General features: G+C 65.3%; 26 protein-coding genes. 9 read left to right on the top strand and 17 right to left on the bottom strand.

Annotated features, from left to right (window positions below):
• The first annotated feature begins 21 nt into the window (after positions 1 to 21).
• From MUN81_RS08510 to MUN81_RS08500, 3 genes are read left to right on the top strand one after another with little or no spacing between them, the layout of a single operon-like run.
• Positions 22 to 1,071, top strand: coding sequence for a histidine kinase (locus tag MUN81_RS08510; protein ID WP_245116837.1), 1,050 nt, complete (start codon positions 22 to 24; stop codon positions 1,069 to 1,071).
• Positions 1,068 to 1,868: a LytTR family DNA-binding domain-containing protein gene (locus tag MUN81_RS08505; RefSeq protein ID WP_245116835.1), complete on the top strand. Its 801-nt coding sequence runs from the start codon at positions 1,068 to 1,070 to the stop codon at positions 1,866 to 1,868. Before MUN81_RS08510 ends, MUN81_RS08505 begins: the two co-directional genes overlap by 4 nt.
• Before the next feature lie 36 nt (positions 1,869 to 1,904).
• Positions 1,905 to 2,489, top strand: coding sequence for a Uma2 family endonuclease (locus tag MUN81_RS08500; protein WP_245116833.1), 585 nt, complete (start codon positions 1,905 to 1,907; stop codon positions 2,487 to 2,489).
• A gap of 39 nt (positions 2,490 to 2,528) precedes the next feature.
• Here MUN81_RS08500 and MUN81_RS08495 read toward each other — a convergent pair whose 3' ends face one another.
• From MUN81_RS08495 to MUN81_RS08485, 3 genes are all read right to left on the bottom strand, one after another.
• The gene (locus tag MUN81_RS08495) at positions 2,529 to 3,332 is read right to left on the bottom strand and encodes a LytTR family DNA-binding domain-containing protein (protein WP_245116831.1); all 804 of its coding nucleotides are present in this window, start codon (positions 3,330 to 3,332) and stop codon (positions 2,529 to 2,531) included.
• A 146-nt stretch (positions 3,333 to 3,478) separates the two neighbouring features.
• A complete protein-coding gene (locus tag MUN81_RS08490) occupies positions 3,479 to 4,597 on the bottom strand; it encodes a histidine kinase (RefSeq protein WP_245116829.1) in 1,119 nt (372 codons plus the stop codon).
• 78 nt (positions 4,598 to 4,675) lie between these two features.
• Entirely contained in the window at positions 4,676 to 5,380 is a 705-nt protein-coding gene (locus tag MUN81_RS08485; RefSeq protein ID WP_245116827.1) for a hypothetical protein, read from the bottom strand.
• 274 nt (positions 5,381 to 5,654) lie between these two features.
• Between MUN81_RS08485 and MUN81_RS08480 the strand changes: the two genes are divergently transcribed.
• Positions 5,655 to 6,353 (top strand): outer membrane beta-barrel protein, encoded by a 699-nt coding sequence (locus MUN81_RS08480; protein ID WP_245116825.1) that lies wholly within the window; start codon positions 5,655 to 5,657, stop codon positions 6,351 to 6,353.
• Positions 6,354 to 6,429: 76 nt separating this feature from the next.
• Here the strand turns inward: MUN81_RS08480 and MUN81_RS08475 are convergent, their stop codons facing one another.
• The 6 genes from MUN81_RS08475 to MUN81_RS08450 form a co-directional block, all read right to left on the bottom strand.
• Entirely contained in the window at positions 6,430 to 6,849 is a 420-nt protein-coding gene (locus MUN81_RS08475) for a hypothetical protein (RefSeq protein ID WP_245116823.1), read from the bottom strand.
• A 53-nt stretch (positions 6,850 to 6,902) separates the two neighbouring features.
• Positions 6,903 to 7,439: a helix-turn-helix transcriptional regulator gene (locus tag MUN81_RS08470; RefSeq protein ID WP_245116812.1), complete on the bottom strand. Its 537-nt coding sequence runs from the start codon at positions 7,437 to 7,439 to the stop codon at positions 6,903 to 6,905.
• Positions 7,440 to 7,552: 113 nt separating this feature from the next.
• On the bottom strand, positions 7,553 to 7,861 hold the full coding sequence (locus MUN81_RS08465; RefSeq protein WP_245116810.1) for a hypothetical protein: 309 nt from the start codon (positions 7,859 to 7,861) through the stop codon (positions 7,553 to 7,555).
• A complete protein-coding gene (locus tag MUN81_RS08460) occupies positions 7,858 to 8,205 on the bottom strand; it encodes a hypothetical protein (protein ID WP_245116808.1) in 348 nt (115 codons plus the stop codon). Before MUN81_RS08460 ends, MUN81_RS08465 begins: the two co-directional genes overlap by 4 nt.
• 156 nt (positions 8,206 to 8,361) lie before the next feature.
• Positions 8,362 to 9,315 (bottom strand): DUF4062 domain-containing protein, encoded by a 954-nt coding sequence (locus tag MUN81_RS08455; protein WP_245116806.1) that lies wholly within the window; start codon positions 9,313 to 9,315, stop codon positions 8,362 to 8,364.
• A gap of 316 nt (positions 9,316 to 9,631) precedes the next feature.
• Positions 9,632 to 11,884, bottom strand: coding sequence for a TonB-dependent receptor (locus tag MUN81_RS08450; RefSeq protein WP_245116804.1), 2,253 nt, complete (start codon positions 11,882 to 11,884; stop codon positions 9,632 to 9,634).
• 371 nt (positions 11,885 to 12,255) lie between these two features.
• On the opposite strand from MUN81_RS08450, the gene MUN81_RS08445 reads away from it, so the two are divergent.
• The 3 genes from MUN81_RS08445 (at position 12,256) to MUN81_RS08435 (ending at position 14,832) form a co-directional block, all read left to right on the top strand.
• Positions 12,256 to 12,936: a winged helix-turn-helix domain-containing protein gene (locus MUN81_RS08445; protein WP_245116802.1), complete on the top strand. Its 681-nt coding sequence runs from the start codon at positions 12,256 to 12,258 to the stop codon at positions 12,934 to 12,936.
• 160 nt (positions 12,937 to 13,096) lie between these two features.
• Entirely contained in the window at positions 13,097 to 14,398 is a 1,302-nt protein-coding gene (locus MUN81_RS08440; protein ID WP_245116800.1) for a PAS domain-containing protein, read from the top strand.
• A 74-nt stretch (positions 14,399 to 14,472) separates the two neighbouring features.
• Complete coding sequence (locus MUN81_RS08435; protein WP_245116798.1) at positions 14,473 to 14,832, top strand: hypothetical protein; 360 nt, start codon at positions 14,473 to 14,475, stop codon at positions 14,830 to 14,832.
• Between the two features lie 144 nt (positions 14,833 to 14,976).
• On the opposite strand, the gene MUN81_RS08430 is transcribed toward MUN81_RS08435, so the two are convergent.
• The 6 genes from MUN81_RS08430 to MUN81_RS08405 form a co-directional block, all read right to left on the bottom strand.
• A complete protein-coding gene (locus MUN81_RS08430; RefSeq protein WP_245116796.1) occupies positions 14,977 to 15,744 on the bottom strand; it encodes a TatD family hydrolase in 768 nt (255 codons plus the stop codon).
• A gap of 142 nt (positions 15,745 to 15,886) precedes the next feature.
• Positions 15,887 to 16,993 (bottom strand): glycosyltransferase, encoded by a 1,107-nt coding sequence (locus MUN81_RS08425; RefSeq protein WP_245116794.1) that lies wholly within the window; start codon positions 16,991 to 16,993, stop codon positions 15,887 to 15,889.
• Positions 16,990 to 17,679: a polysaccharide deacetylase family protein gene (locus MUN81_RS08420; protein ID WP_245116792.1), complete on the bottom strand. Its 690-nt coding sequence runs from the start codon at positions 17,677 to 17,679 to the stop codon at positions 16,990 to 16,992. Before MUN81_RS08420 ends, MUN81_RS08425 begins: the two co-directional genes overlap by 4 nt.
• A complete protein-coding gene (locus MUN81_RS08415) occupies positions 17,679 to 18,221 on the bottom strand; it encodes a hypothetical protein (RefSeq protein ID WP_245116790.1) in 543 nt (180 codons plus the stop codon). The genes MUN81_RS08420 and MUN81_RS08415 overlap by 1 nt, the downstream gene beginning before the upstream one ends.
• A 103-nt stretch (positions 18,222 to 18,324) precedes the next feature.
• The gene (locus tag MUN81_RS08410) at positions 18,325 to 19,479 is read right to left on the bottom strand and encodes a glycosyltransferase family 1 protein (protein WP_245116788.1); all 1,155 of its coding nucleotides are present in this window, start codon (positions 19,477 to 19,479) and stop codon (positions 18,325 to 18,327) included.
• Between the two features lie 113 nt (positions 19,480 to 19,592).
• Entirely contained in the window at positions 19,593 to 21,086 is a 1,494-nt protein-coding gene (locus tag MUN81_RS08405) for an oligosaccharide flippase family protein (protein WP_245116786.1), read from the bottom strand.
• A 120-nt stretch (positions 21,087 to 21,206) separates the two neighbouring features.
• On the opposite strand from MUN81_RS08405, the gene MUN81_RS08400 reads away from it, so the two are divergent.
• Entirely contained in the window at positions 21,207 to 22,289 is a 1,083-nt protein-coding gene (locus MUN81_RS08400) for a hypothetical protein (protein WP_245116784.1), read from the top strand.
• Positions 22,286 to 23,770: an O-antigen ligase family protein gene (locus MUN81_RS08395; RefSeq protein WP_245116782.1), complete on the top strand. Its 1,485-nt coding sequence runs from the start codon at positions 22,286 to 22,288 to the stop codon at positions 23,768 to 23,770. Before MUN81_RS08400 ends, MUN81_RS08395 begins: the two co-directional genes overlap by 4 nt.
• Positions 23,771 to 23,909: 139 nt before the next feature.
• Here the strand turns inward: MUN81_RS08395 and MUN81_RS08390 are convergent, their stop codons facing one another.
• On the bottom strand, positions 23,910 to 25,214 hold the full coding sequence (locus MUN81_RS08390; protein ID WP_245116780.1) for a PP2C family protein-serine/threonine phosphatase: 1,305 nt from the start codon (positions 25,212 to 25,214) through the stop codon (positions 23,910 to 23,912).
• A 57-nt stretch (positions 25,215 to 25,271) separates the two neighbouring features.
• Entirely contained in the window at positions 25,272 to 26,471 is a 1,200-nt protein-coding gene (locus tag MUN81_RS08385) for an ABC transporter permease (RefSeq protein WP_245116778.1), read from the bottom strand.
• Between the last annotated feature and the right edge of the window lie 2 nt (positions 26,472 to 26,473).

The raw sequence follows: 26,473 nt of genomic DNA, 5'->3' as shown, positions 1-26,473 counted from the left end.
GCCGGCCTTACGCTTGTTGCCATGCTCCGCCGCCATGACCGCCGTTTTGTGCTCCTAGGCATCCCGCTGCTGAGCGCGCTGATTACGGCCTTCAGCCTGGTGGGCCAACCCGACAAAAGCTGGCCCGACGTGTTGGTGAGCTGGCTGATTTCGCTGTATTTCACCACGGGCTACTGGCTGAGCAACTTCCAGCTGTGGCGGGGGCTGCTCGGGCGCTTTCCCGGCCCCGAGCAAACCCCGCGCCGCCTCTGGGTGCTGGCCGGCCTGGCCCTGCTGGTGACGGCGGCGGCCACGCTCGTGCTCACGCTGCCCCTGCACTGGCTGCGCCCCGACTACTTTCCGCTCACGCCGGCCGCGCTGTGGCAGGGCACGCGTTTCAGCCTGGTGCCCACCGTGGGCGTGCTCACGCTCTACGAAGCCATGTATTTCTTCGAGCAGTGGAAGGCCAACCTGCACCGCGCCGACCACCTGGCCCGGGCGTCCACCCAGGCCCAGCTCGACGCCCTGCAGGGCCAGCTCGACCCGCATTTTCTGTTCAATACCCTCAATACGCTCTCCGCCCTCATCGAGCCCGAGAACGAGCCCGCCCAGCAGTTTGTGGAGCACCTGGCCGACGTGTACCGCTACGTGCTGCTGGCCCAAGGCCGCGCCACAGTGCCGCTGGTCGAGGAGCTGGAATTTGTGGAAACCTACCTGGGGCTGCACAAGGCCCGCTTTCGCAATAACCTGGTGGTGGAAATGACGGTGGCGCCCGCCGCGCTGGCCCGCCATGTGGCGCCCCTCAGCGTGCAGCTGCTGGTGGAGAACGCGCTGAAGCACAACGTGGCCTCGCGCGAGCACCCCCTGCACCTGCGCCTGAGCGCCGATGAAACCGCCGCCGTGCTGCGCGTCGAAAACACGCTGCGGCCCCGCCCCGCCGGCCTGGCCCCCGGCACCGGCACGGGCCTGGCCAACGTGCGCCGCCGCTACGCCCTGCTCGGGGCCGCGCAGCCGGTGGAAACCCGCGTCGCCGACGGAAAATTTGTGGTAGACTTGCCCCTGCTGCCCGCCCCGGCCCCCCGCCTGCCATGACCATTCTGCTGCTCGAAGACGAATACCCGGCCGCCGAACGCCTCCAGCGCCTCGTGGCCCAGGCCGCGCCCGAAGCGCGGGTGGTGGCCGTGCTCGACACCGTGAGCAGCGCCCTGACCTGGCTGGCCGCCCACCCCGCTCCCACCCTCATTCTCAGCGACATTCAGCTGGCCGATGGCCTCAGCCTGGAAATCTGGGAGCAGGCCGTGGTGCCCAGCCCGGTCATTTTCACCACGGCGTTTGATGCGTATGCCATTCGGGCGTTTCAGGCCAACAGCGTGGCGTATTTGCTGAAACCGGTGAAGCTGGCCGAGCTGCAGGCGGCCCTCGCCAAGCTGCGCCAGTGGCCCGGCGCATCGCCGCCCGCCGAGCCAGGCAACGCCGATAGCGCGGCCCTTCCGCCGGCCACCTCCAACCTGGAGCGCCTCCTAGACGCCCTGCCCCGCCCCGGCCGGCCCTACAAAACGCGGTTTTTGGTGCGCCAGGGCGAGCAATTGCTGCCCCTGCCCGTGGCCGAAGCAGCTTGGTTTATCAGCCGCCACGAGACCGTGACGCTGGTGGCCGCCGACGGGCGCCGCTTCGTGCTCGACTACACCCTGGAGCAGCTCGAAGGCCTGCTCGACCCCGCCCAGTTCTTCCGCCTCAACCGCCAGGTCATTGCCCACCTGCCGGCCGTGCGCCGCCTGCTTCCGCACTTTGGCGGCAAGCTGCTGGTGGAGCTGCACCCCGCCCCGGCCGAAGAAGTGCTGGTGAGCCGCGAGAAAGCCCCGGCCCTGAAAGCCTGGCTGGAAGGGTAGGTTCCGACGTATATTGGTATTCCAACTTGCTTTGCCATGACCGCCATCAAGCTAAAAAGCCCCGTGCTCGAACGCCTCACCGACGAGGAATTTTACCAGTTCTGCATGGACAACCGCGACCAACGCATTGAGCGCGATGCCCAGCACCAAATTACCATCATGCCGCCTACCAACTCCGAAACCGGTGCTTACAACAGTGAGCTGAACCGCCAACTGGCTAATTGGAACGTTGAGAGTGGGCTTGGTAAAACCTTCGATTCCTCCGCTGGCTTCACCCTCGATACCGGAGCCATGCTCTCGCCCGATGCTAGCTGGATAGCCTGGGCCAACTGGAATGCACTTAGTTCGGAAGACCGGCGCGGCTTTGCTCGCATTTGCCCCGATTTTGTGGTGGAACTGCTCTCGCCTACCGACCGCCTCACCGACACCATGCGCAAAATGGAGCACTGGCTTGAAGCCGGCGCCCGGCTGGGTTGGCTCATCGCGCCCGCCACCGAGTCGGTGTACATCTTCGAACCCGGCCAGCCCGTGCGCCCCGTGGTGGGTTTCGACCAGGATTTGGTGGCCGGGCCGGTGCTCCCCGGCTTCCGCTTAGTACTCAAGCGGCTGCGGATGGAGTAGCCACGTCCTGCTTACTCTCCCCCTCGCTTCCTTTCTCCCCTACCTGTCCAGCCAGCTTTTGAAGACGTTCACCTTCTCGCGGCTCACCAGCACCTGGGCGTCGGGGGCGGTGGGCTTGAGCACGGTTTGGAGGCGGGAGTTGGCGTAGTGAATGATGTCCTGGATGGCGGCCTGCTGGGCCAGGTAGGCGCGGTTGAGGCGGAAAAAGCGGCGCGGGTCGAGCAGCCCTTCGAGCTGGTCCATGGTGTAGTCCACCACGAACTTGCGGCCTTCGGTGGTTTGCAGGAAGGTGGCTTTTTCGAGGCTGAAGAAGTAGGCAATCTGCTCCACAGGTACCACTTTCAGGTGCTCGCCCACGCGCACCACAAACTGGGTTTTGTAGCTGGCGGCGGGCGGCGTGGCTTGCTGCATCTGCTGCATGAGCTGGGCCAGCAGCGCGGGGTCGAACGCCGGCGGCGCGGCGGCCGGCGCGGGCGCGGCGGGCAGGCGCTCGCGCAGCTTGGTCAGGGCGGCGGCCAGCTCTTCCTCGTCAATGGGCTTGAGCAGGTAATCCACGCTGTTCACCTTGAAGGCTTGCAGCGCATACTGGTCGTAGGCGGTGGTGAAGATGACGGGGCAGCGCACCGGCACCTGCTCGAAAATCTCGAAGCTCAGGCCATCGGCCAGGTTGATATCGAGAAACAGCACGTCGGGTGCGGGGCCGGCTTGCAGCAGCCCCACCGCCTGAGCCACCGACTCGGCGGTGCCGAGAATTTCGAGCGGCTCGGGCTGGCGGGCCAGCAGGTCGGCCAGGCGGCGGGCGGCGAGGGGTTCGTCTTCGACGATGAGGGCGCGGAGGAGCATTGGGACGGTGTGGTTTGGATACAAAAGAACGTCATGCAGAGCGCAGCGAAGCATCTTTACCGCAATAGTAAACCAATCGTTTTGATTAGCTTGAGCAGTAAAGATGCTTCGCTGCGCTCTGCATGACGTTCTTTTCGTTTCAGTTCCTACAGCACCAGCAGCGGCAGCGTCACCACGAACTCGCCGTTCTCTTCGCCGCTCACCAGGGGCTGGTCGGTCAGGAAGGCGTAGCGGGCGGCCAGGTTGGCCAGGCCCCGGCCCGACGACTCGCCCGGGGCCAGGCGGCGCGGGCGCCGGGTGTTGCGCACGGTCAGGGTGTGGGCCTGGGCATCGAGCGACACGCGCAGGTGCAGCGGGTCGGCCTGGTAGGCGGCGTTGTGCTTGAGCACGTTTTCGAGCAGCAGCTGCAGGGCCAGGGGCGGCACGTAGAAACCGGCCAGGGCGGCGGGCGGCAGGCTCATTTCCACAGTCAGCGCCTCGCCGAGGCGGGTTTTCTGCAGGTAGAGGTAGCTCTCGGCAAACTTCAGCTCGTCGGCCAGCGGCACCAGCTCCTGGCTTTCGGAGTCGAGCACGTAGCGGTACACCTGGCTCAGCTGGCGGATGAAGCGCACGGCCCGGGCGGGGTCGTTTTCCTCCACCAGGCTGGTGAGGGCGTTGAGGGAGTTGAACAAAAAGTGTGGGTCGACCTGCCGGCGCAGCGAGTCGAGGCGGGCCACGGCGGTTTCCTTTTCGAGGCGCTCGGCCCGCACGGCGGCCTCGCGCCACTGCAGGAAGAAGGCGCGGCTGTGGTTGAACAGCGAGACAATGACCGTGATGGCCACCGGTATGAGTATCTGCCAGTACATGCTGCTCGACAGCAGCCGCCCCAGCGGCTTGCCAAGCAGCAGCAGCAGCACGGCGTTCATGAGCACAATCACCAGCACCGAGCCGCCCAGCGACACGGCCAGCGTGAGCAGCAGCCGACGCCCGGGCTGCACCGTCCAGGTGTAGCGGCGGTTCAGCCAGTCGACCACGTAGCCGTTGGTGAGCCACAGCCCCGTGCTGTACATCACGGTGTAGGCGTAGGTGATGGCAAAGGCCGACCAGCTGCGCACCGCCCCCGGGTTCACCAGCAGGCTGATGACCACGCTCATGAGCAGGATGACGCGCATGGCTTTGCGCACGGCCGCCCACCCGGCCGGCCGGTGAAACACGTCCAGAGACGAAGCAGCAGAATCGGACGAAGCCACGGGCAGCACAGACGATAAGCGAAGGGAAACAGGCATCAAAGTAACGGCAAAGCCGGCCGAAACGGCCACCTTGGGCAAGGTGGCCCGTTCCGGCCGGCGGGGTGGCGGGGTGGTTTACTTGGCGGCCACGGCGGCACTGGCTTTGGCCAGCATGGCGTCGGCCATGGCCGCGCCCCAGGTGGGGCTCAGGGCCGTAGCGGGCCGGAAGGTGGCAAACAGGGCCTTGGCCTTTTCGTAGTAGGGTTTGGCTTTATCGGCCCCGCCGCCGAACATCGAGGGCCGGTAGAAGGCGTCGTTGCCGAGCAGCAGGTACACGCGGGGGTTGGCGGGGGCCAGGGCCTGGGCGCGGGCCAGGGCCTCGCCCACGCGCCCCGAGTACACCATGCCGCGCGTCATGGGGCTCACCATGATGCGCCCCTGGTAGATGTAGGCCTGCAGCACCAGGATTTCGGCCTGCTCGGCGTCGGGTAGCTTGGCGGCCTGGTCGAGGGCGGCCTGGGCCTGGTCGAAGAGCTTGTCCTGGGCGTCGCCGTCGGTGCCGGCAAAGCCCATTTTGAGGTAGCCGCGGGCCTGGTAGTAGCGGGGCAGCCAGTCGGTGGGACGGGCGCTGGCGGCGCGCTCCAGCTTGGCAATGTTGGCGGGCAGGTCGGCCTTCTGGGTGATGGCGTTTTGCTCGGCAATGGTGGCGCCCAGCATGGTGGTGTAGGCATCGGCGGCGGGCGCGGCGGTGGCGGGGGCGGCCACGGCGGCGGCCGGCGTTTGGGCCAGGGCGGCAAAAGAAGCAGCGGCCAGGGCGAGGGTCAGAACGGCGGTTTTCATGGGACGTGGGGGTTGGGGTGAAGCGTTGTGCGATTGATGATTCAAAAGTGGCCGCCGCCCCGCTCCTCCCCAATTTTCCGTTGCCGAAGCGTCGATTGCGCCGGACGAAACGGCGCCCGGGGCCGACGGTGCAGCGGCCGGATTTGTGGGTGCTCCTCCCCCTGCACCCGGCGGCCGGCCCCCACACCAAAACCCTTTCCGGCGCGTTGATGCAACCGTTACCGGGCCCGCAGGCTCCTCCCGGCAGCCACTCATTCCTTTACTGCCTCCGTTCATGCTCGCACCCCGTCTCGCCCTTGGCACCCTGCTCCTGGCATTGCCCTGCCTCAGCCGCGCCCAAACCACCGAACCCGCACCCGTCCCCAAATTCTACGTGGGCCTGGGCGCCTACGGCAGCTTCTACCAGTCCCTCGGTGGCCGGTTCTCGAACGAGAAGGGCTTTCCGGTGCCGCTGCAGCTCACGGCCGGCTACCAGCTGCGCCCGCGGTTGGCCGTGCAGCTGGGCGTGGCCTACAGCGGCTTCACCAGCCGCTACGACGTGGAAGGCTATTACTTCACCGCCGACCCGGCCGCCCCAGAAGCCTACTACCACTACACCAGCACTAGCACCCGGCGCAACACGTCGGTGTCGGCGCTGGCCCGCTACACCCTCACCCGCAAGCTCGCCCACCGCGTGCAGTTCGACGTGCTGGGCGGCCTCACCCTAGAACATTACAACGGCTACGCCCGCGGCACCGAAACCCAGGGCTACGTCAATAACCTCCAGGTCACCAACTTCGACCAGCGCTACGTGCAGAATACGCTGCTGTTGAGCGCGGGCGCCAGCGTGCGCTACCGCCTCACCCCGCGCTTCGACCTCAACCTCGACTACACCCTCAACCACTCGGTGCTCACCGGCCGCCCCTCCCGGGGGCTCAACAGCCTCACCGGCGCGGCCGCGCTGGGCCTGCGCTACCGCTTCGGCCAGCGCTAGGCGGCCCGTGCTTAAGACCCAAAAAAGGCCGCCCCGGCAAGGGCGGCCTTTTTTGTTTTGCTAGCGGCCGGGCCGATTACGCGGGCAGGGCGGCTTTGCGGGTGGTCACCTGGGCTTGGGCATCGCTGAGTATCGCTACCTGGGCGGCTATCTGGTCGGCATCGATGCTGGCCAGGAAGGCGGCCGCTCCGGCGCGCGACTGGCCCCGCTCGGTCAGGTTGTCGCGGCGGTCGTTGGCGCGGCGCAGCTTGCTCTCGTTCTGCGTGCGCAACGTGGCCGTAAGGTTGGGTGTGGCCAGAATAGCGGTGTAGGCCGCAATTTCGGCCTCGACGCCGGCCAGCCGGGCGGTCACGTCGTCCTTGGTACGGGTAGCCTGCCGGTCGGCATAATCCAGGGCAGAATCGCGGTGCTGGTAGGTATCCAGCTCAGCGGCAAGGTCGGCCAGCACGGTGTCGCACTCGGCTTTGGTGGTAAGCAGGTTGAGGTCAAAAGCCATAAAACGGGTAGGGGTTAAGTGGAAAATGTAAAGCCCCAAACCTACCGGCCTGCTTACGTGCCCGCATCAGCGCCAGCACTGAATTGTGAGTTGCGGGCGGGTTCCAACAGGCTGGCCAGCGCGGCGGCTTCGGTTTCGAGGGCTTCGGCCTGCAGGCGCAGCAGGTGGTATCGGGCCACGTCGGCGGGAGTGAGGGTAGCGGCATGGGCGGGCCCTTCGGGATGGGCCGCGGCCCAGCGCTCGGCGTGAATAGCCCGCTGGTGTAGGGCGACCAACTCGCGGCGTAGGCGCCCCGCCCGGTGCCGGCACTGGTGCTGCCGCCACTCCAGTTCTTGGGCGTCTGGGGCTGGCGCGGAGGACGGCAGGGTTTCGGTCAGGGCTGGCGCATTTTCGGATTCGGCTGGCAGGTGCCGGGCCAAGGGAGTAAGGCGCAGCAGCAGGGCGCTGGACAGGGTACGACGGCCGGCCTCTACATGTGCAACATGGGCACGCGTCACGCCGAGATAGGTGGCCAATTCCTGCTGCTCCAAGCCGAAATAGCGGCGCACAGCCTGCATTAGGGTATTGGATGAAATAGATTTCCGGGGCATGAGCGAGTGTAGCTTATTTTTCGTTATTTCAAAAATAAGCTACGTCTATTTTCACACCATAAAAAAGCCCTGGTTGCCGAAGCACCCGGGGCAATAAGCACAGCTGAGTTGAACTACCGGGGGCGGCGCTTGGGATGGGCATTTTCTGCATCAGCCCGCAGCCGGATACGTGAGGCAGCCGTGCGCTGCAACTCGTTGTATTCGGCCTGGCTGGCATAATAGCCGGTTTCAAATAAGTAGGGGTCAACGTAAGGTCCAGCCGCGCCGGCAAACGCCGCCGGTGGCACCGACGGAATACCAGGGCCGCTACTAACTGCCCCAGCCGGAACCGGCTGCTGCACCACCGCTTTGACCGGGTGGCCGAACTGCTGGCCCTTAGCAGGCGAGACAAGATGCATCGGTGGAATTTCGGGCTTTTTCATCGGGCGCGTTGGGCGGCAGTGGCCAAAGCCAAGTATTGCTGCTTGTTGGAGCGGTACGCCGTGACAACGACACAGCGCCCGGGACGGTTCCGGCCGCCCTTTTCCAAATATACATGAATCTCGTACACGCGGCCGCGCCGGTTGGTACAGTTCAGAAAGGTGTACCGGTCGTGCTGTTCGTCGTGTACGGCGTCATAGTGTTCCAGCAATTGGGCAATGTCTTCGTGGTGCAGGTCGTGGCGGCTGTCGACGTGATAATTGGCGCAAACGTGCCGGGCGTACTGCGTAGTCCAGAAGATTTCGTAGTCGTGGCGCTCGTAGCGGATGCGCTTGTTTTGGTGCATGGGAGCAGATATAGCAGGTTATTGTCGTTTAAGGTGGTATGAAGAAATAGTGCTAATTCCACTATACAGGAGACAGAATTCAGGTTAAGAAGCTCAACTGGGGAAATAATATAAGCTGTCAGCCAGCACTTAAAACCATCACATAGTCAGCAATCATTATAACGGGCCGTACTGTATAATAGCATAAATCTCTGAACCCTTAATCGTCAAATTCCACACTTTCTTAGCAAAAGCTCTTGCAAAAGAAATTCCCATGCCTGCGTCCTCTTTAGGTTTTATTTCAACTCTATTTAGCAGTGCTAAACGATGTAATTCCTTTAGCCCGTCATCGACTAATTCATAAAAAAATTCACGCTCGTACTTTTCAATATTTAATATGGCAGATACATCTCCTGTTGTTGGACTTGGTTGTGCACGACATACTGCAAGGAATAATCTTTCCAAACTAAAGCGCATGGACTCGTCCTTTTCGGATGTCCAAATGGTATTACGCAATATTTCTTGCAGAGAAATGCCTTGACTGGTCTGTTGGATTTCTTCTAATAGAGCATTTAATTCTCTGTTTTTACTACTCAACCGCGCCAATTCCTCCGCTACCTGCGGACTGGCCGCTTCAGTTGCCCGCACCCAGCCTGTGCGCGGATTAATGGCAGTTTCGTTGCTGAGCGAAAGTGAAATGTGATACGCCAGCTTATCAATCGTATCCCAGAATTTGATAACCCGGGCCTTGCCAACCTTGCTTTTGAAAGCGTCGAGCTTCTTTTTGGCTTTTGCTTCTACGTGGTTGGCGGGCCACGGCGCGTCCTTATCAATGACAAAGCCCAGGCGGGGAATGCCCTGCTCACCGGCATAATCATATTCCTGCTCGGTGTAGCTGAGGCCACTCCCGGGGTCGATGGAGCCGTAGCGGTGGGCCAGCACGACCAGGTAATAATCCGAGCTATCGATGTAGCTTTTGATGGTTTCCCACTGCGTTTGGTCGCCGGCGTTGAACATTTCCATGCCCACGGGCAAGTGACCGAGTTGGAGCACTGCCTTCACCACTGCGTCGCGGTGCTCTTTCAGGTCGTCGAAGGTAGAGCTAATGAAAACCTGGTATTTCTTGGCCATAAACATTGGGTAGATGTGGTAATGACAAAGTAACGAAAGTAGGGGGCGAACCTTACGGCCGCCCCCTACTTTCACTACCCCTTTGTGCCGAACAGGCGGACTTTGGATGGCGCAGCTTATTTTTTGAATTTTTAGAAAGTAAGCTATGCCTTCGCTTTGCTCTCAGATGGTATGGGCCTGCGGCCTGTATTCGCTATCTGGAAGGCTTCTAAGCCTGCGACGCATGTACCATTTGTGCTTGAATCGTTCAACGGTGCGGGCCTGGAGGCCCGCTACGTAGCCGGCACGGGCCGCAGGCCCACGCCATCAGTTGCCATCAATCCGGCCGCTCGTTCAGGTCCACCTTACTGGTCTTATTGATGGAGATGAACACGCCCACGAACAGCATGCGCGGCGCGGGCGGCAGCACGGCCGCGCTGCGGAACTGGCCGCCGGCATCGGGCGTGCCGGCGAAGGTGTAGCCGTAGATGTTCTGGCGGTTCAGCACGTTGCTGGCCGACACGTAGACGATGGTGAACTGCTTGAACCAGTGGGTGAGGTAGCTCACGTTCAGGCTCAGGTCCTGGTAGGCGGGCAGGGTGGCCTGGTTGTAGCCGGCGCGGTTGGGGTCGAAGTAGCGGCGGCCGCTGCCGTAGCTGTAGGTGAAGCCGAACTGGGTGTGCATTTTGGCCACGTAGTACTTGCCCACCACGCTCAGGTTGTGCCGGGCGGCGAAGGTGGGGATGGCGGCCACCGGGTCGGCCCGGTACTGGCGGCGGGTGTCGAGCAGGCCGTAGCTCACCCAGTAATCGGCCATTTTGAAGGTGCCGCGGTCCCGGAACAGCAGGTCGAGGCCGCGGGCGTAGCCGCTGCCGGCGTTCTGGTAGCCGGCGGGGTTGAAGACGTTGGCGCGGTCGTAGGTCACGAGCTGGCGGTAGTTTTTCTGGTATCCTTCCACGCGCAGGGTGCGGTCCTGCACGGTGCGCTCGTAGAGCAGGCTGTAGTGCTCGGCCCGCTCGAAGTTCAGGGCCTGGCTCACGCGCAGCAGGTCGGTGGTGGGCGTCTGGTAGAAGGTGCCCCAGGCGGCCGAGAGCTGGCTGTGCTTGCCGGTTTTGTAGGCCAGCCCCAGGCGCGGCGCGGCGTTGAACTGGCGCAGCAGGGCCGAATACTCGGCGCGGGCCCCCACGCGGGCGGCCAGGCGGTGGCTCAGCACCATCTCGCTTTCGGCGAAGCCGCTGCCGCGCTGCTCATCCACGGCCAGGGCCAGCGTGGGGGCCTCGGCGGTGGGCTGGTACTGCTGGCGGTAGCGCTGGGCGTAGCCTTCGACGCCCAGCTTGAGGTTGAACCAGGTGCTGGCCGAGTCGTTGGTGAGCACGAGCCGGGCCACGGCCGACTGGTCGAGGTCGCGCACCGACTGCACGTCGGGGCGGATGCGGTTGTCGTCCACGGTCAGGGCCAGGCCGGTGTTCAGGCTCCAGCCGCGATGCAGCGGGGAACGGTAGGTGGCGTTGAGGTAGGCGTTGTCGTTGGCCAGGGCCACGGGGTGGCCGGCGGCGGCGTATTCGGGGCTGGCGTCGGGCTGGCGCAGGGCCAGGCGCTGGCGGCTGTAGGTGCTGTAGAGCTTCAGCATGCCGGCCTCCCCTACTTTGTGGGCCACTTTGAGGGAGCCGCCCAGGGCCAGCGGGGCGCGGTCCCAGCCCAGGTTCTGGGGCACGAGGTTGTAGTAGGGCGCGAGGTTGGTGTAGTCGGCGCTCACGGCCACGGAGGTACGCTCCCAGCGCCGGGTGCGCCCCAGGCTGCCGCCCACCGACATCAGCGACACGCTGCTCTGCGTTTCCGGGGCCAAATCGGTCGAGTTCTGCACCACCACGGCGCTCAGGGCCTGCCCGTATTCGGCCGAGTAGCCGCCCGTGCTGAACACCAGCCCTTTGAACAAGAAGGGCGAAAACCGGCCCCGCGCCGCCACGTTGGGCACCGCGCCGCCGTAGGGCGTCTGCACGGGCAGGCCGTCGATGTAGTACTTGGTTTCCGATGCGGCCCCGCCGCGCACGAACAGCTTGCCGTCCTCGCCCACTCGCGTGGTGCCGGGCAAGGCGTTGAGGGCACCGGCCACGTCGCCGAGCGCGCCAGCCGTGGTCACGATGTCGAGGGGCTTGAGCAGGGTGCCGCGCTTGGTGTCGCTGGCCTCGAAGGCGCCGGCCGTCACCACCACGTCGCCGAGGGCGGCGGGGTTGGCTTTCATTTTAATATTGGGCAGCGCGATGGGGCCTTCGCCAAGGCTCACCAGCAGCTCCTGCGGCACGTAGCCGATGAAGCTCACCACGAGCACGGCCGGCCCGGCGGCGCGGTCGGTGCGGAAGTCGAAGCGGCCCAGCGAGTCGGTGCTGGCTCCGTCGAAAGTGGTTTTCACGAACACGTTCACGCCCGGCAGGGGCTGGCCGGCGGCGTCGCGCACGGTGCCGTGGAGGCGGGTGCCCTTCTCGATGGGTGAATGGGCGGCTGGGTGGCTGGGTGAATGCTGGGCGGGCGCGGTTTGGGCGTGGGCGGCGGCGCTCAGCAGCAGCAGCAGCGGGAGTAGCGAAGGTTTCATGGGGCCAGCGGGTAAGTACTGGGCCAAAGGTGCCGGATGGCCCCGCCCCGCTCAAGTTCCTGTTGCCGAAGCGTCGAATACGGGCGCCGAACCGTCGGGGCGGCGGGTTGGGGGCGTGGCGGCCGGTCGCGCCTTAAAAAGCTTTAACATCCCTTTAATGGGCTTATAATAAACTTATAATTCGGCTTTAATCCCGGCCGTAAACCGCCCTTCTACCTTTGCCCGAGCAAGCTGGCCGTCGGGCGCGGCCGCCGGACGCGGCGGGTGCCCGGGGCCGCTTTCCGGGCCGGCGCGCCCGCTCCCCCTGCCCTGCCGGCCCGGCATTTCCGCGGCCGCGGCCTTTCAGAACCACGCCATTTGCTTCCCCCGGCATGAAAGTATTGATTGTAGAAGAAGAGCCCGAGGCGGTTGCCCATCTGCGGAGCGGCCTCGAAGCCTACGGCATGCACGCCGCCGTGGCCCCCGATGCCGCCGCCGCGCAGCACCTGCTGGCCACGGCCCGCTACGGGGCCGTCATTCTGGGCGTGCGCCCGCCCGAGATGGCCGGCTTCGAGCTGTGCGCCCTCCTCCGGCGCGAATACGAAAAGCTGCCCCTGCTCCTGCTCACCACCATGGCCGCCACCCACCACAAGCTGCGGGGCTTCGCGGCCGGCGCCGACGACTACCTCGTGCAGCCCGTCGAAGTGGGGGAGCTGGCGGCGCGCCTGCGGGCGTTGCACCGCCGCTTCGGCGCCACGCCCGCCGAGCGGGTGCTGAAAGTGGCCGACCTGGAGCTGCACAGCCACAGCAAAGTGGTGAAGCGCGGCGAAAAGCGCATCGACCTCACGGTGCGCGAGCTGGCCCTGCTCGAATACTTCATGAGCAACCAGGGCCGCGCCCTCACGCGGGCCGAAATCGTGGGCAAAGTCTGGGACTTGGCCTTCGACACCGGCACCAACATGGTGGACGTGTACGTAAGCTACCTGCGCAGCAAAATCGACAAGCACTTCTCGCCCAAGCTCATCCATACGCTCAACGGCGTGGGCTACGTGCTGGAGCACCGCGCCGCCTGACGCCGGCCGCCGGGCCTGGCGCGTGCGCGCGCAAAAAACCGGGGCCGTATTACGCGCATTCAGCCCGGCGACGGTAGCTTTACGTACGTTTTGCGGCCGTTCATGTAAGACACATTTCTGCCGGCTCACTTTTGCTCCAAGGCTGCTCCTATCCGTTCCGATGACTGCTTCCGATACGCCCGTTGATTATCAGCGCTTGTTCCGTTCCCTGCCGGACAACTTCCTGCTCATGGCGCCCGACGCGACCATTCTGGACAACACCGACAGCCACGTGGCCGCGTCGCTGAAATCGCGGGAGGAAGCGGTAGGGCGCACCCTGTTCGACGCCTACCCTTCCGTCGACCAGAACCAGGGCGACATCATCGCCGCCTCGCACGAGCACGTGCGCCAGCACCTGGAGCCCCACGCCATGCCCGTCATTCGCTACGACCTGGCCAAACCGGCCGAGCAGGGCGGCGGCTTCGAGGAGATGTACTGGCAGGCCACGCACTACCCCCTGCTCGACGAGCAGGGCCGGCTGCAGTACATCCTGCAGCGCACCCAGAACGTGACCGAGCAGCTCCGCGCCGCGCAGGAAGCCGCCAAGGCCCAGGCCGCGCTGGCCGAGGAGCAGGACCGCACCCGCTTCGTGCTCGAAAACCTGCCCGTGCTCATCTGGACCGCCACCGCCGAAGGGCAGCGCGACTACTTCAATTCGCGCTGGCTGGCCTTCACGGGCCACCCCCTGGAAAAGCAAATCGGCGTGCAATGGGTCGACAGCATCCACCCCGACGACCGCAGCCGCGTGCTCAGCACCTGGCAGCGCTCCGTGGAGAGCGGTGAGCTTTACCAAGTGGAATACCGCCTGCGCCGCCACGACGGCCAGTACCGCTGGATTTTGGTGCGCGCCACGCCCCGCCGCGACGCGGCCGGCACCATCAGCATGTGGGTGGGCGGCGCCACCGACATCCACGAGCAGCGCCAGATGGTGCAGGAGCTGCTGCAGGCCAACGAGCAGCAGGGCCTCCTTTCCGAGCAGGCCCACGAGCTGTACCGCAAGGCCGAAAACCAGCGCGAAACCTACCACAACCTGTTCATGCAGGCGCCGGCCATGATTTGCATCCTGCGCGGGCCCGAACACCGCTACGAGTTCGTGAATCCCCGCTATCAGGAGTTGTTTCCGCACCGCGAGCTGGTGGGCCACAGTGTGGAAGAAGTGCTGCCCGAGGTGCGCGAGCAAGGCATCATCGACCTGCTCGACAACGTGTACCGCACCGGCGAAACTTACTTCGGCAACGAGCTGAAGCTGCAGCTGGAGCGCGACGCCAGCAAGGAGCTGCGCGACTCCTACTTCAATTTCATCTACCAGCAGTTCCGCGAAAACAACCAGCCCGCCGGCATCATGGTCTTTGCCTTTGAAGTGACCGATTTCGTGCTGGCCCGCCAGGCGTTGGAACGCCTCAACGACGCCCCCGGCAACTAAGCGCGCGGGGCGTGCCCCACTTCAGGTTACGCCCACCCCGTTCATTCTTCTTTTTTCGCTTACCCCTCCCCCGCATGGCCCTCTCCTCTTTCGACTTTCAGCAAGCCCGCGTGAAGCAGGTGTTGTTTAAGTCGCGGCTGCGCTCGGTGCTCTACGGGGTGCGCGAAGCCGAGCCCGAGCTGTTTTCGCTGCGCGACAACCCCCTGGGCCAGTGGCTCCAGTCCACCGTGAAGCCCGCCGTGGGGGCCAACCCCGACGTGCGCGAAATCGAGCGCGTGCTCCAGCAGATGCTGCAAACCGGCCAGGACCTGGCCGCCCGCTACAGCCGCGGCCAGATTGAAGAGTCGCGCGCCGGCCTCGACCAAATCAACACCTACGCCGACCACATCGAAACCCTGCTCCACCGCCTCGAAAAAGACGTGGCCCGGGCGTAATCCTCAGTCCTCAGTAAGCCACAGCCCGTCATGCTGAGCTTGTCGAAGCATCTCTACCGCCCAAGTAAATCAGTTACTCTCGCGGTAGAGATGCTTCGACAAGCTCAGCATGACGGCCTTCCCACCCGTTACGTCAATCAGCTCTTACAGATTGAACAGCTCGGCCGCGTTGCGGGTGGTGGCTTCGGCCACTTCGGCTTCGGGGCGGCCCAGCAGGGTGGCCACGCGGCGCAGCACCAGGGGCAGGTAGGCGGGCTCGTTGCGCTTGCCGCGGTGCGGCACGGGCGCCAGGTAAGGGCAGTCGGTTTCAAGCAGCAGGTGCTGCAGGTCGATGCCCGGCAGAAACTGGTCGGCCCCGCCGTTTTTGAACGTGGCCACGCCGCCAATGCCCAGCTTGAACCCCAGCCCGATGGCCTGCTCGGCCTCCGCCGCCGTGCCCGAAAAGCAGTGGAACACCCCGCGCAGGGTGCCGTCCTGGGCGGCTTCTACCAGTGCAGCGGTTTCGGCGAAGGCCTCGCGGGTGTGCAGCACGATGGGCAAGCGGTGCTTCTTGGCCAGCTCCAGCTGAATTTTTAGCGCGGCCTGCTGCTCGGCCAGCAGGGTTTTGTCCCAATACAAATCGAGGCCGCACTCGCCTACGGCGGCAAAGGGCCGGCGGCCGAGCCAGGTTTCCACCTCGTACAGGTCGCGCTCAAAGTCGCGCGTCACCGAGCACGGGTGCAGGCCCATCATGGCGAAGCAGGTTTCGGGGGCCTGCGCCTCCAGCTCCAGCATGGCGTCGATGCTGCTGTGGTCCACGTTGGGCATCACGATGGTGCGCACGCCCGCGTCCTGGGCCCGGCGCAGGGCGTCGAGGCGGTCGGGCTTGAACTGTTCGGAGTAGAGGTGAGCGTGCGAATCGGTGAGGTGCATTCTTTTGGAGTTATGATGTAAGAGTTACGAGTGGAAAGGGCTAGCCAACGTCTGTCATCCTGAGCGCAGCGAAGGACCTTCTCACGATAGAAACCATCCAATCGTGAGAAGGTCCTTCGCTGCGCTCAGGATGACAGACGGCTCAGGTATACCGCCGCCCCTTCCAGACCACGGCGCTGCCCAGTAGCCGGTACCCAACCAGACTGAACGTGAGCGCCAGCGTGTAAAATTCAAACAGCGGCAGCAGCCACCAGCGCAGCCGCAAGCCCGCCCGGCGATGCGCCGCGGCGGCCAGCACGCCCTGCACCAGCATTTTTGCACCCCACACCCCCAGCGCCGGCGCCGGCCCGGCCGCCCACGCCAGCCCCGCCAGCGCCGGCCAAAACCCGCTGAAAAACAACAGCTCCAGCCGCAGCCGCAGCGGCAGGGCCTCCACGCCGCGCAGCCAGCGGCGGCGCTGCCGCAGCAAGCCCGCCCAGTCCGGCATGGGCAGCGAATCGGCCCGCGCCGCGGCGCTAAATACGTGCCGGAAGCCAAAGCCCCGCGCCACCACCGCCCGAAACAGAGCGTAGTCTTCCGTCACGGAAAACGGCAGGGCCTGGTAGCCGCCAACGGCCTGGTAAGCGGCGCGCGTCACGAGCATGTTGTTGCCCATGGCCGTCACGGGGCGGCCCTGCTCGCTCACCACCTGCACCAGGCTCAGCGACAGCAGCCAGTCGATGCCTTGCAACTGGTGAAACAGCCGCGGCCCCCGCACCGCCGTGATGCCCGTGACGGTGCCCACGCCCGGCGCCGCGTGGCCCAGCAGCGCCTCAATCCAGTTGGTTGGCAGGTGAATATCAGCGTCGGTGATGAAGAAAAAATCAGTAGTTGCGTGCCGGGCCAGGTGGGCCAGCACGTTGGCTTTGCCCCGCGCCTGGCCCAGGTTTTCGGCAATCGGAATGACGCGGAACGTGCCCCGGAAGCCCAACATGGCTGCCTCGGCTACGGCGGCGGTGCGGTCGGTGCTGGCGTCGTCGCCCACCAGCACTTCCAGCAGCTCGGGCGGGTAGCTGAGGGCGCGCAAGCTGGCCAGGCAGCGGGGCAGGGCCGCTTCCTCGTCGCGCGCGGCTATGAGCACGCTCACGCGCGGCAGCGGCGTGGGGAGCGGTACAGCCGGCGCCGCGCCGCGCCGGGTGGCAAACTGCCAGGCGGCGAAACCCATCCCCAGCAGCCACAGCCCCAGAAAACCCAGCAGCCAGCCACTCACGGCGCCAGCAGTTGATATCCCCGCTCGGCAAAGTGCGCCAGCACGCGCGGTAGCACAAAGCGCAGCCGCGCACTGGCCTTGCGGCTGTCGTGAAACACCAGCACATCGCCGGGCCGCACGGCGGCCAGCGTGTAGCGCAGGCAGTCTTCGGGGCTGAGGGCGGGGTCGTAGTCACGGGTGAGCACCGACCACATGATGACCCGATACTCTTGCTGCAGCACCGGCAGCAAGGGCCGCGTGAGCCGGCCATAGGGCGGCCGGAACAAGGGCATGGGTGCGTTCTCGGCGGCTCCGCCCTGCTCAGCTGTCAGCGCCTGAATGGTGGCCTGGCACTCGGCCACTTCGCCCAGGTAATTGGCCCGCGACAGGCTCCAGGCGCTGCGGTGCCGGTGGGTGTGGTTGCCGAGGCGGTGGCCAGCGGCCAGGGCGGCGCGGGCAATGTCGGGGTAGCGGCCCAGGTTTTCGCCCACGCAGAAAAACGCTGCCTTTGCCTGGTACTCAGCCAGCTGCTCCAGCACCCAGGGCGTTTCTTCGGGAATGGGTCCGTCGTCGAAGGTAAGGTAGAGGGCCGGGGCGCCGGCGGGCGTGGCGGGCGGGCCGGTCCACTCGCAGCCGGGAAAGAGGGCGTGCAGCAGCTGGGGAGGCCGCGTGAGCAGCGCCGCTTCGAGCCGGGACCCCACCTTCATCAGGAGCGCACAATGTGCATAAAGGGCACCTCCGTGTCGGGCAAGGGCCCCAGCACCGCCGCCAACACCGCCAGAAAAGCCTCGGCCGTACCGGGCTGCCCGGCGGCTGGGCCGCGCCCCAGCTGGCGGTGCACCTCGCCGGCCCACTCGCTCACCACGGTGGGCGCGCCGGCCGGGCCGCTCAGGCCCAGCGTGGCTTCGAGGGTAAAATAGCGGGGGCGCAGCTCGTCGGCTTCCGATTCGGCGGGCTCGTCTTCTTCGTACACCAGCGCCGAGTAGTAGGCCTCCATGGTGGCCTGGGGCGGCGGCAGGTGAAACAAGGCCGTGGCGCGGCCGGCCACCTCGTGCCAGCTCAGGCGCAGGCCGCGGGGCGCCACTTTGTCGGCGGCGGGCAGGCTTTCGGCGGCTTTGTCCCACACGTAGTGCAGCAGCTCGCGGGCCAAAAACGGGTCGCTTAGCTCCGAGCGCACCGAGCCCGGGCGCCGCCAGGCCAGCTGCGGCAGCAGCACGTGGGTGAAGTTGTAGGAATGCAGACGCGCCATAAGGGACTGCAAAAGTAACGCGCGGAGACGCGCCCCTGTCAACCAACCGGCCGGAAAGCCAAGGAAATTTTAAGCGCGGGCCGCTCTGATTACCAATCCTTCACTATTTCCCGCCGATGGCGCGCAAGGTGGCATCCCAGAGCACGGTGGCGCTACGGCTCCACGAGAAACGGCTCAGGTTCTGCCGGCCTTGGGCCACCAGCTGCTGGCGCAGGCCGGCGTCGTGCCACAGGCGGGCCAGCCCGGCCGCAATGCTTTCCGGCGCGTGCGGGTCCACGAGTTCGGCGCCGCCCGGCCCGGCCACTTCGGGCATCGAGCTGAGGTTGGAGGTGAGCACCGGGCAGCCGCTGGCCTGCGCCTCCACGATGGGGATGCCGAAGCCTTCGAAATAGGGCACGTACACCGTGGCCCGCGCCGCTGCGTACAGGCCGGCCAGCTCGGCATCGGCCACGCGGCCCGTGAAGTGCACCGCCGCCTGGTGCCGCATCTGCTGGTAGGCTTCCAGGATGGGCCCGGCTTTCCAGGCCTTGCGCCCCACAATGAGCAGCTGGGCCTCTTCGGTGCCGGGCTGGCTTTTGAACAGGTCGAAGGCTCGCAGCAGGTTGCCCAGGTTCTTGCGCGGCTGCAGAGCGCCCACAAACAGAAAGTACGGCTGCCCGTGGCTGAACCGGCGCCGGATATCGCGCTGCGCCTCTTCCGGCTGGGGCCGGAACAGCTCGGCCGGGGCGTTGTAGGCCACGCTGATTTTCTCGGGCCGAAGGCTGTAGGTCTGCACGAGGTCGGCCTTGGTGGCTTCCGACACGGCCACCAGCTGCTGCGAGGCGCGGGCAAAGCGCGGCATGAAAAAGTGGTAGTACTTGCGCTGCAGCAGGCCCACATCGAGCGGAAAGTGCTCGAAGGCCAGGTCGTGCATTACGGTGACGCGCGGCACCCCGGTAGCCAGCGTGGTGAACCCGTCCGGGCTCAGGAACGCGGCCGGGCGGTGCCGGGCCAGCCACAGCGCCACCGCGCCCTCGAACCATGCCACGAAGAGAAACGGGTGCCGGGCCGGCGGCCGCAGCACGTGCGGCACCACGTTGGGCCCAAACAGGTAGCGCTGGTCAAACGCCCGGTCGAACAGGAAGTGAAACGTGACTTCCGGGTGCTGCGCCACCAGCCGGCTCAGCGTCTCGTAGCTGAAGCGCCCGATGCCTTCCAGGTGGGCGCCCGGCAGCAGGAAACGGGTGTTGACGGCGACGTGAAGCGGCGAAGTGGGCATTTGATTGAACGTCTTGCAGAGCGCAGCGAAGCATCTCGCGTGCTTTAACAAATTACTTAACCCAAGCGAGATGCTTCGCTGCGCTCTGCATAACCGTTTGTTCCGCTGGCCTCCTACCGTTTCGGCATTAACTCCCTAATCTCCTTGCGCTGCACCAGGCCCGTGCCTAGCACAATGAGCCCAAACACCGCGGCCATGATGCCGGCCTCCACCCACCAGCGCAGGTACAAGCCGTATTGCAGGCCGTACCACGCCCCGCACAGCAACCCGAAGGCCAGCAGCAGCCGCGCCAGCAGCCGAAACGGCACGCCCACGCCCGTGCGCCGTGCCACCAGCACCAGGTAGCCCACCGACACGGCCACGGCGCACAGCAGCGTGTCGAGCGAGGCGGCTACGGCGCCGTAGTGGGGCAGCAAAAACAGGTTCAGGCCAATATTGAGGAAAATGCTCAGGGCCACCAGCCAGCTCACGGCCCGCTCGTGGGTGGTGCTGGTGAGCAGGGTGCTGTAGATGGCAAAGAAGGCGTGCACCAGCACGTTAACAAACAGGATTTTCAGGCACAAGGTCATGCGGGCCACCTCGGCCGGGGTGCTGTGCGTGAATTGCCAGAACACCACCTCGCCCCGAAACAGGATGAAAGCCACAATGAACAGCATAGGCAAGGTCACGATGCGCTGCCCGAACATTAGCAGCTGGCGCTGGGCCCCGGCATCGTTGGGCACGCTGGCAAACTTGGCAAAGAACAGCGGCAGCACCGTCCAGGCGTACATCATCACGGCGTCGACCCAGCGGTAGGCGCCGGCGTAGTAGCCCGCCTCGGTGGGCGAGGCCAGGCGTTCGAGCATCACCATGTCGATGCGCTCGTTCACGCCGTACAGCAGCGTCATGAGGGCGAAAGGCAGGCTGGCGCGCAAAGCCGTGCGGGCCACGGGCCCCTGCCAGCGGTACTTCACGCGGCCAAACAGGCGCGTCATCAGCCCGTAAGTGAGCACCACCGTGAAGGCGGCCGCGCCCAGCCGGGCGCCCACGTAGCGCGGCAGCGTGAGGCCCAGGGGCAGCAGCACCAGCACGGCGCCCAGCAGCACAAACTTTTCCAGCACCGAAAGCACGGCGTCGGTGTTGAACTTCTGGTGGGCCTGCAGCGTGCCGCGCAAAAACTGCCCGTACTGGGCCAGCAGCAGCGCCGCGCCCACGGCGCCGAGCAGCAGCAGCTCGTAGCCGCGGTAGCCCAGCACCCACCCCACCACCAGCATGGCCGCCAGTGCCACAAAGTTGAGGGCGCCGCGCAGGGGCAGCAGCGTGGGAAAGGTTTCGGCCATGAAGCGGGGCTCGGCGGCCACGCGCTGCACGGCGTAGGGCGTGAGGCCAAGGTCGGAAAGGGCGGCCACTACCAGCGTGAGGGCCGAGAGGGCCGTGACCAGCCCGAACGTGGCGTGCCCGAGCCGGTCCTGCACCAGGTTTTCGACCACCACCCAGCCGGGTTTCACCAGCAGGTTGAGCAGGACGACGAAGCTGATATTGCCAAAAAACCGTTTGATGCCGACGAGGTAGCTAAGGAACAGGAAAGGATGGCCGACGCCGGGGGCCGGGTGTGCAAAGCTACGCACCGCATCGGGCTGGCCGCACGGCGTGGCGGGCGGGGCCGTTTTCCGGCTATCTTTGCCTGCCGCCCTCCCGCTTCTTCCACCCCATTTTAAAGAACGGACGTAGGCACCCTTCTTTTCTGTATGTCTGCACCTTCTTTCTCGCTGGTGGGCCTCGGGCCCATTATCAACCGCTGGAAATACCTCGTGGCCGGGGCCGTGGCGCTGGCCGCCGTCGTGAGCATTGTGGTGGCGCTGCTGCTGCCCAACGTGTACCGTTCCACCGCCATTTTCATCCCCACCAACCCCCAGACGGCCGACCCCGACCGCCTGCTGGAAGAAAACGCCCAGCTGCGCAACAAGCTGGAACTCAGCGGCCGGGCCGAAGACCTGGACCGCGTCATCACCATCGGCGAGTCGCAGCCGGTGGCCGAGCTCATCATCAAGAAGTTTGACCTCTACCGGCACTACGAGGCCGGCGCGCCCGGCGACGACAAGACCGACAACTTCGTACTGAAGGAGTTCTCCGACAACCTGTCCATCGTGCACAACGAGCGCGACGCCATCGAGCTCACCTTCATGGACAAGGACAAAAAGCTGGCCGCGCAAGTCGCCAATGCCTTGGTGGAGGCCATCGACTCGGTGAACCAGCAGCTCACGCTGGAAAATCGCCGCAAGGTGGTCGACCTCTACCGCCAGCGCTACGACTACCTGAGCACCAGCTTCGAGCGCAGTCGCCGCGAGTTGGTGGGTGCCCGCAACCGCTACGGCATCTTCGGCCTCGAAATGCAGGGCCGCTACTTGGCCAAGCAGCTCATCGAAACCGAGTCGGCGCTGCGGAAGGCCGAGGGCGGCGGCGGCGACGTGGCCGGCCTGCGGCGCGCCCTGCGCGGCCTCACCCGCGCCGACGGCGGCAACCTCATCAACCTCGAAAGCTACGTGCGCGGCACCGACTCGCTGAGCATGTTCACGACGCGCGTAACCGACCTGCAAACCCGCCTCATCGCCGCCCGCTCGGCCTACGAAACGGCCGAGCTGAGCTTGCGGGGCCACCTTTCCAGCATCTACGTGGTGCAGAAGGCCTACCCGGCCACCAAGAAAATCAAGCCCGTGCGCTGGCTGATTGTGGTGGGCTCGGTGGTGCTCACGTTCGTGCTGTCGGTGATGTTCATTGCCCTGCTCGAGCTCTACCGCCGCAACCGGCCCAGCGCCGCCCGCCCGGCGTGACCCCCTCGTTCCCCGACCTGCTGAGCCGCCTGCGCCAGTCCTACGACGGCCCGCAGCTGCTCTTCATGGCCTTTATCGGCCTGCTGCTGCTGGGCGGGGCCGGGGCGGCCCTGCTGAGCATGCCGGCACTGCTGCTACCAGCCGTGCTGGCCGTGGCCCTGCTGGTGGCGCTGGTGGAATGGCGCTGGATTTATTACCTGCTGTTTTTCCTGCTGCCCTTCTCTCAAGAAATCGGCCTGTTTGGCGGGCTGAGCATGGACGTGCCTTCCGAGCCCCTGATGCTGGCCCTCACGGGCTGCGTAGGCGCGAGCCTGCTGCTGGGGGCCGGCAACGGCCTGATTCCGCGCCACGAGTGGCTCAATGCGCTGGTTGTCATCTTGGCCCTGATGCTGCTGTGGACAGCGGTCGACAGCTTTTTCTCGGTTGACTCGGTCAAATCTATTAAGTACCTGCTGGCCAAAGTGTGGTACCTCACCCCCTTTCTGCTGGGCACGCTGCTGATAGTGCGCCGCCCGGCCGATGCCTGGCGCTTCGCCGGCTTTTATGCCGCCGGGGCCTGCCTGAGCGTGCTCTACGTGGTGAGCCGCCACGCCACCAAAGGCTTCAGCTTCGCCGACATCAACTGGGCGCTGCACCCGTTCTTCCGCAACCACGTCATCTACGCCACCATGCTGGCGCTGCTGATTCCGTTTTGCTGGTTTGCGCAGCGCGCCGCCACCAAGGCGGGCCCGCGCCTGACCTGGCGCGTGGCGCTGGGCATCCTGCTGTTTGGCCTGCTCACGTCCTACACGCGGGCGTCCATCCTGTCGCTGCCCATTGCGGGGCTGTATTTCGCGGTGATGCGCCTGCGCCTCACGCGGGTGGTGCTGGTGTTGGTGGGGTTGGCCACGGCCATCAGCGTGGCCCACATTGCCAGCGGCGACAACTACATGGAATTTGCGCCCAACTACGAGCGCACCATCTTCAACGGCAAGAACTTCGAGAAGCACCTCGAAGCCACCTACAAGCTGCAGGACGTGTCGGGCATGGAGCGGGTGTACCGCTGGGTGGCCGCCGCCCGCATGATTGCCGAAAAGCCCCTGGTGGGCAGCGGCGCCGCTACCTTCTACCCCGAATACAAGCGCTACACGGTGAAAAGCTTCCGCACCTACGTGAGCGACAACCCCGAAAAATCAACCACCCACAATTATTTCCTGCTGCAGCTGGCCGAGCAGGGCATTCCCGGCTTCCTGCTGTTCGTCATCTTCATTGCCACGGCGCTGCTCAAAGCCGAGCGGTTGTATCACCGCTCGGGGCAGCAGCCGGCGGTGCGGCGCGTGGTGCTGGCAGCGGCCATGTCGCTGGTGGTCATCGTGTTTCACCTCACGCTCAATGAGCTGGTGGAGGTCGACAAGATTGGGCCGGTGTTTTTCATCTGCATGGCCCTGCTCATCCGCTGCGAAAGCTGGCTGGAACGAGGCGCTATGCTGGATGAGGAATAAGGAGTAAGTAAACAAGACGTCTGTCATCCTGAGCGCAGCGAAGGACCTTCTCAAGCCAGAACAAGTCGTTCAGACGTGAGAAGGTCCTTCGCTGCGCTCAGGATGACAGACGTATTTGTATTTCGCCCGGCATTGCGCGCTACTTAAACCGGCAGCTCAGAATGGTCACGTCGTCGGCAAACTGCGCGTCGTGGGCGCTGAATGCGTTGATGCTGCGCAGCAGTTCCTGGTGCAGCTTGGGCAGCGGCAGGTAGCGGTTGCGCTGCAGCACGTCCAGCACGCCGTCTTCGCCAAACTCATTGCTGTGCGCGTCAAACACTTCGGTGAGGCCGTCGGTATAGAGCAACAGCAGCGAGTGCGGCGGAATTTCGACCTCGCCCACGCGCAGCAGCGGCAGCTCTTCCATGATGCCGAGCATGACCGTGCCGTGCTTGAGGGTTTGCACGGCGCCGTTGTCGAGTAGCAGCAGCGGGTCGTTGTGGCCGGCGTTCACGTATTGCAGGCGGCGGGTGCGGCGGTCGTAGATGCCCAGGAAGGCCGTAATAAACTTCTCGCCGCCGGAGTTGCGGAACAGCAAATGGTTGAGCTCGGGCACAATGGTGGCCAGCTCCACGCCCTGGCGCAGCAGCGTGCGCAGCCCCGCCTGGAAGTTCGACATCAGCAGCGACGCCGGTACGCCCTTGCCGCTCACGTCGGCCACGCACAGCAGCAGGCGGTGGGCATCGATTTCGACCACGTCGTAGTAGTCGCCGCCGATTTCGGTGTGGGGCACGTAGCTGCGCTCTATGGCCAGGTGCGCATCGTTGGGCAGGCTGCGCGGAAACAGCATGGCCTGCACTTCCTGGGCAATTTCTATTTCTTTGCGCACGGCGGCATCGGCCACGCGCTGGGCCTGCAGGCGGCGGTTTTCCACGGCCCCAATCAGGGTGTTGGCCAGCGAGCCGAGGAACGGAATGAGCTGCTGGCGCACCTCGTTGTCGCGCAGGCCGCCCACAAACACGTAGGCCGCCACCTGTTTCTGGCGCAGCACCGGAATCACTAGCTCGTACCGGTCCCAGGCTTCGCCGAGGTGCAGGTCTTCCACGGCCTGGGGCTGGGTCACGCCGCCGTCAATCAGGTGCTGGGTCATCGCCAGCTTTTCGGCGTCGGCGAGGTCGCAGCCCAGGGCCACGCGCACCTGGAAGCCGTGCTCTTCGCGGGCAAACAGCAGCAGCTGCACCACGTTGCGCTGGCCCTGCAGGGTGAGGCGCAGCATGTGGTAGAGCTCGTCGACGGTGTGGTCGCGAGCGGTCATGTCGTGGGCCACGCCGAGCACCGTATCCAGCTCGAACTGCTTGAGCAGCAGCTGTCGGCGCAACTGCTTGATTTGGTCGTCGCGCATGGCGACCTGGGTGCTCAACGCATCGGCCAGGGGCTCAGCAGAAGAAAGAGGGGCGGAAGCCATACAGCAAGGTAAGCACCCCGTGTGAAACGCACATGAAAAGCGAACGGGGCTACAAACTTAAGCAGCCACGGGCGTTTTGGGGTCGTAGGCGTCGCGCAGGCCGTTGCCGAGCAGGTTGAAGCTGAGCACCAGCAGCGAAATGGCCGTGCCCGGCAGCAGCGTGAGCCACAGGCCGGCTTCGGTGCCCAGCAGGTCGTAGCCCTCCTTCACCATGAGGCCCCAGCTGGGCGCCGGCGGCTGCACGCCCAAGCCCAGGAAACTCAGGCCGGCTTCGAGCAAAATAGCCGCCGCAAAGTTGCTGGTGGCCAACACGATGAGCGGCCCACGCATGTTGGGCAGCAGGTGCTGGGCAATGAGCCGCCACGTGGGCAGCCCCAGCACGCGGCCGGCCTCCACGAAGGTGGCCGAACGCAGGCTCAACATCTGGCCGCGCACCACGCGGGCCACGTCGACCCACATGGTGAGGCCCACGGCCACGAAGCTGACCCACACGCCTTTGCTGTCGAGGGCCAGGGAAATGGCGATGACCAGCATGATGCCCGGAATGCTCCACACCACCGTCATCAGCCCCAGCAACAGCGAATCGACCCAGCCCCCAAAATAGCCGGCCACCGCCCCCACCGCCATGCCCAGCGCCAGCGAAATGAGCACCGCCACCAGCCCGATGCCCAGCGAGATGCGCGTGCCCAGCAGCAGCCGGCTCAGCTCGTCGCGCCCGGCTTTGTCGGTGCCTAGCACGTAGCTGCGCGTCACGACGTGCTGCTCCCGGATTTCCTGCTGCAGTGCGGCGCGGGGACCGGTGTGGCCCGTCACGGCCGACAACGCCAGCCGGCGCCAGCGCCCGGCCTCGGCCGAATGCTGGCCCAAGGGCTTGAGGATGATGGAATCGCCGGAAAATTCGTAGCCGCCAATGGGCGTTTCCAGCTGGTCGGGCTCGCGGCCGTGCAGCCAGGTGGCGAAGATGTTGTCGGCGCCCGTGCTGTTGCGGGCCGAGTCGGGCAAGGGCTGGCGCAGCAGCTGCACCCGCAGGCCCGGCCGCTCCTTCTGAATCTGCACGAAGCCGTGGCTGGCGTTGGGGGAGTTGTCGGGCAATATCCAGTAGCCCAGTAGCGCCACCAGCGTGCACAGCGCAATGAAGGCCAGCCCGGCCACGGCGGGCCGGTTTTGCCACAGGCGCTGGCGCACGTAGTAGCCCGGCGGCCGGGCCACGGCGGCCGCGCTGGGTGCCGGAGCAGGCGAAACTGCCGTTTTGGCCATGG

Source organism: Hymenobacter sp. 5317J-9, from assembly GCF_022921075.1.
GTDB lineage: Bacteria > Bacteroidota > Bacteroidia > Cytophagales > Hymenobacteraceae > Hymenobacter.
This window is presented reverse-complemented; position numbering and strand designations above follow the sequence as displayed.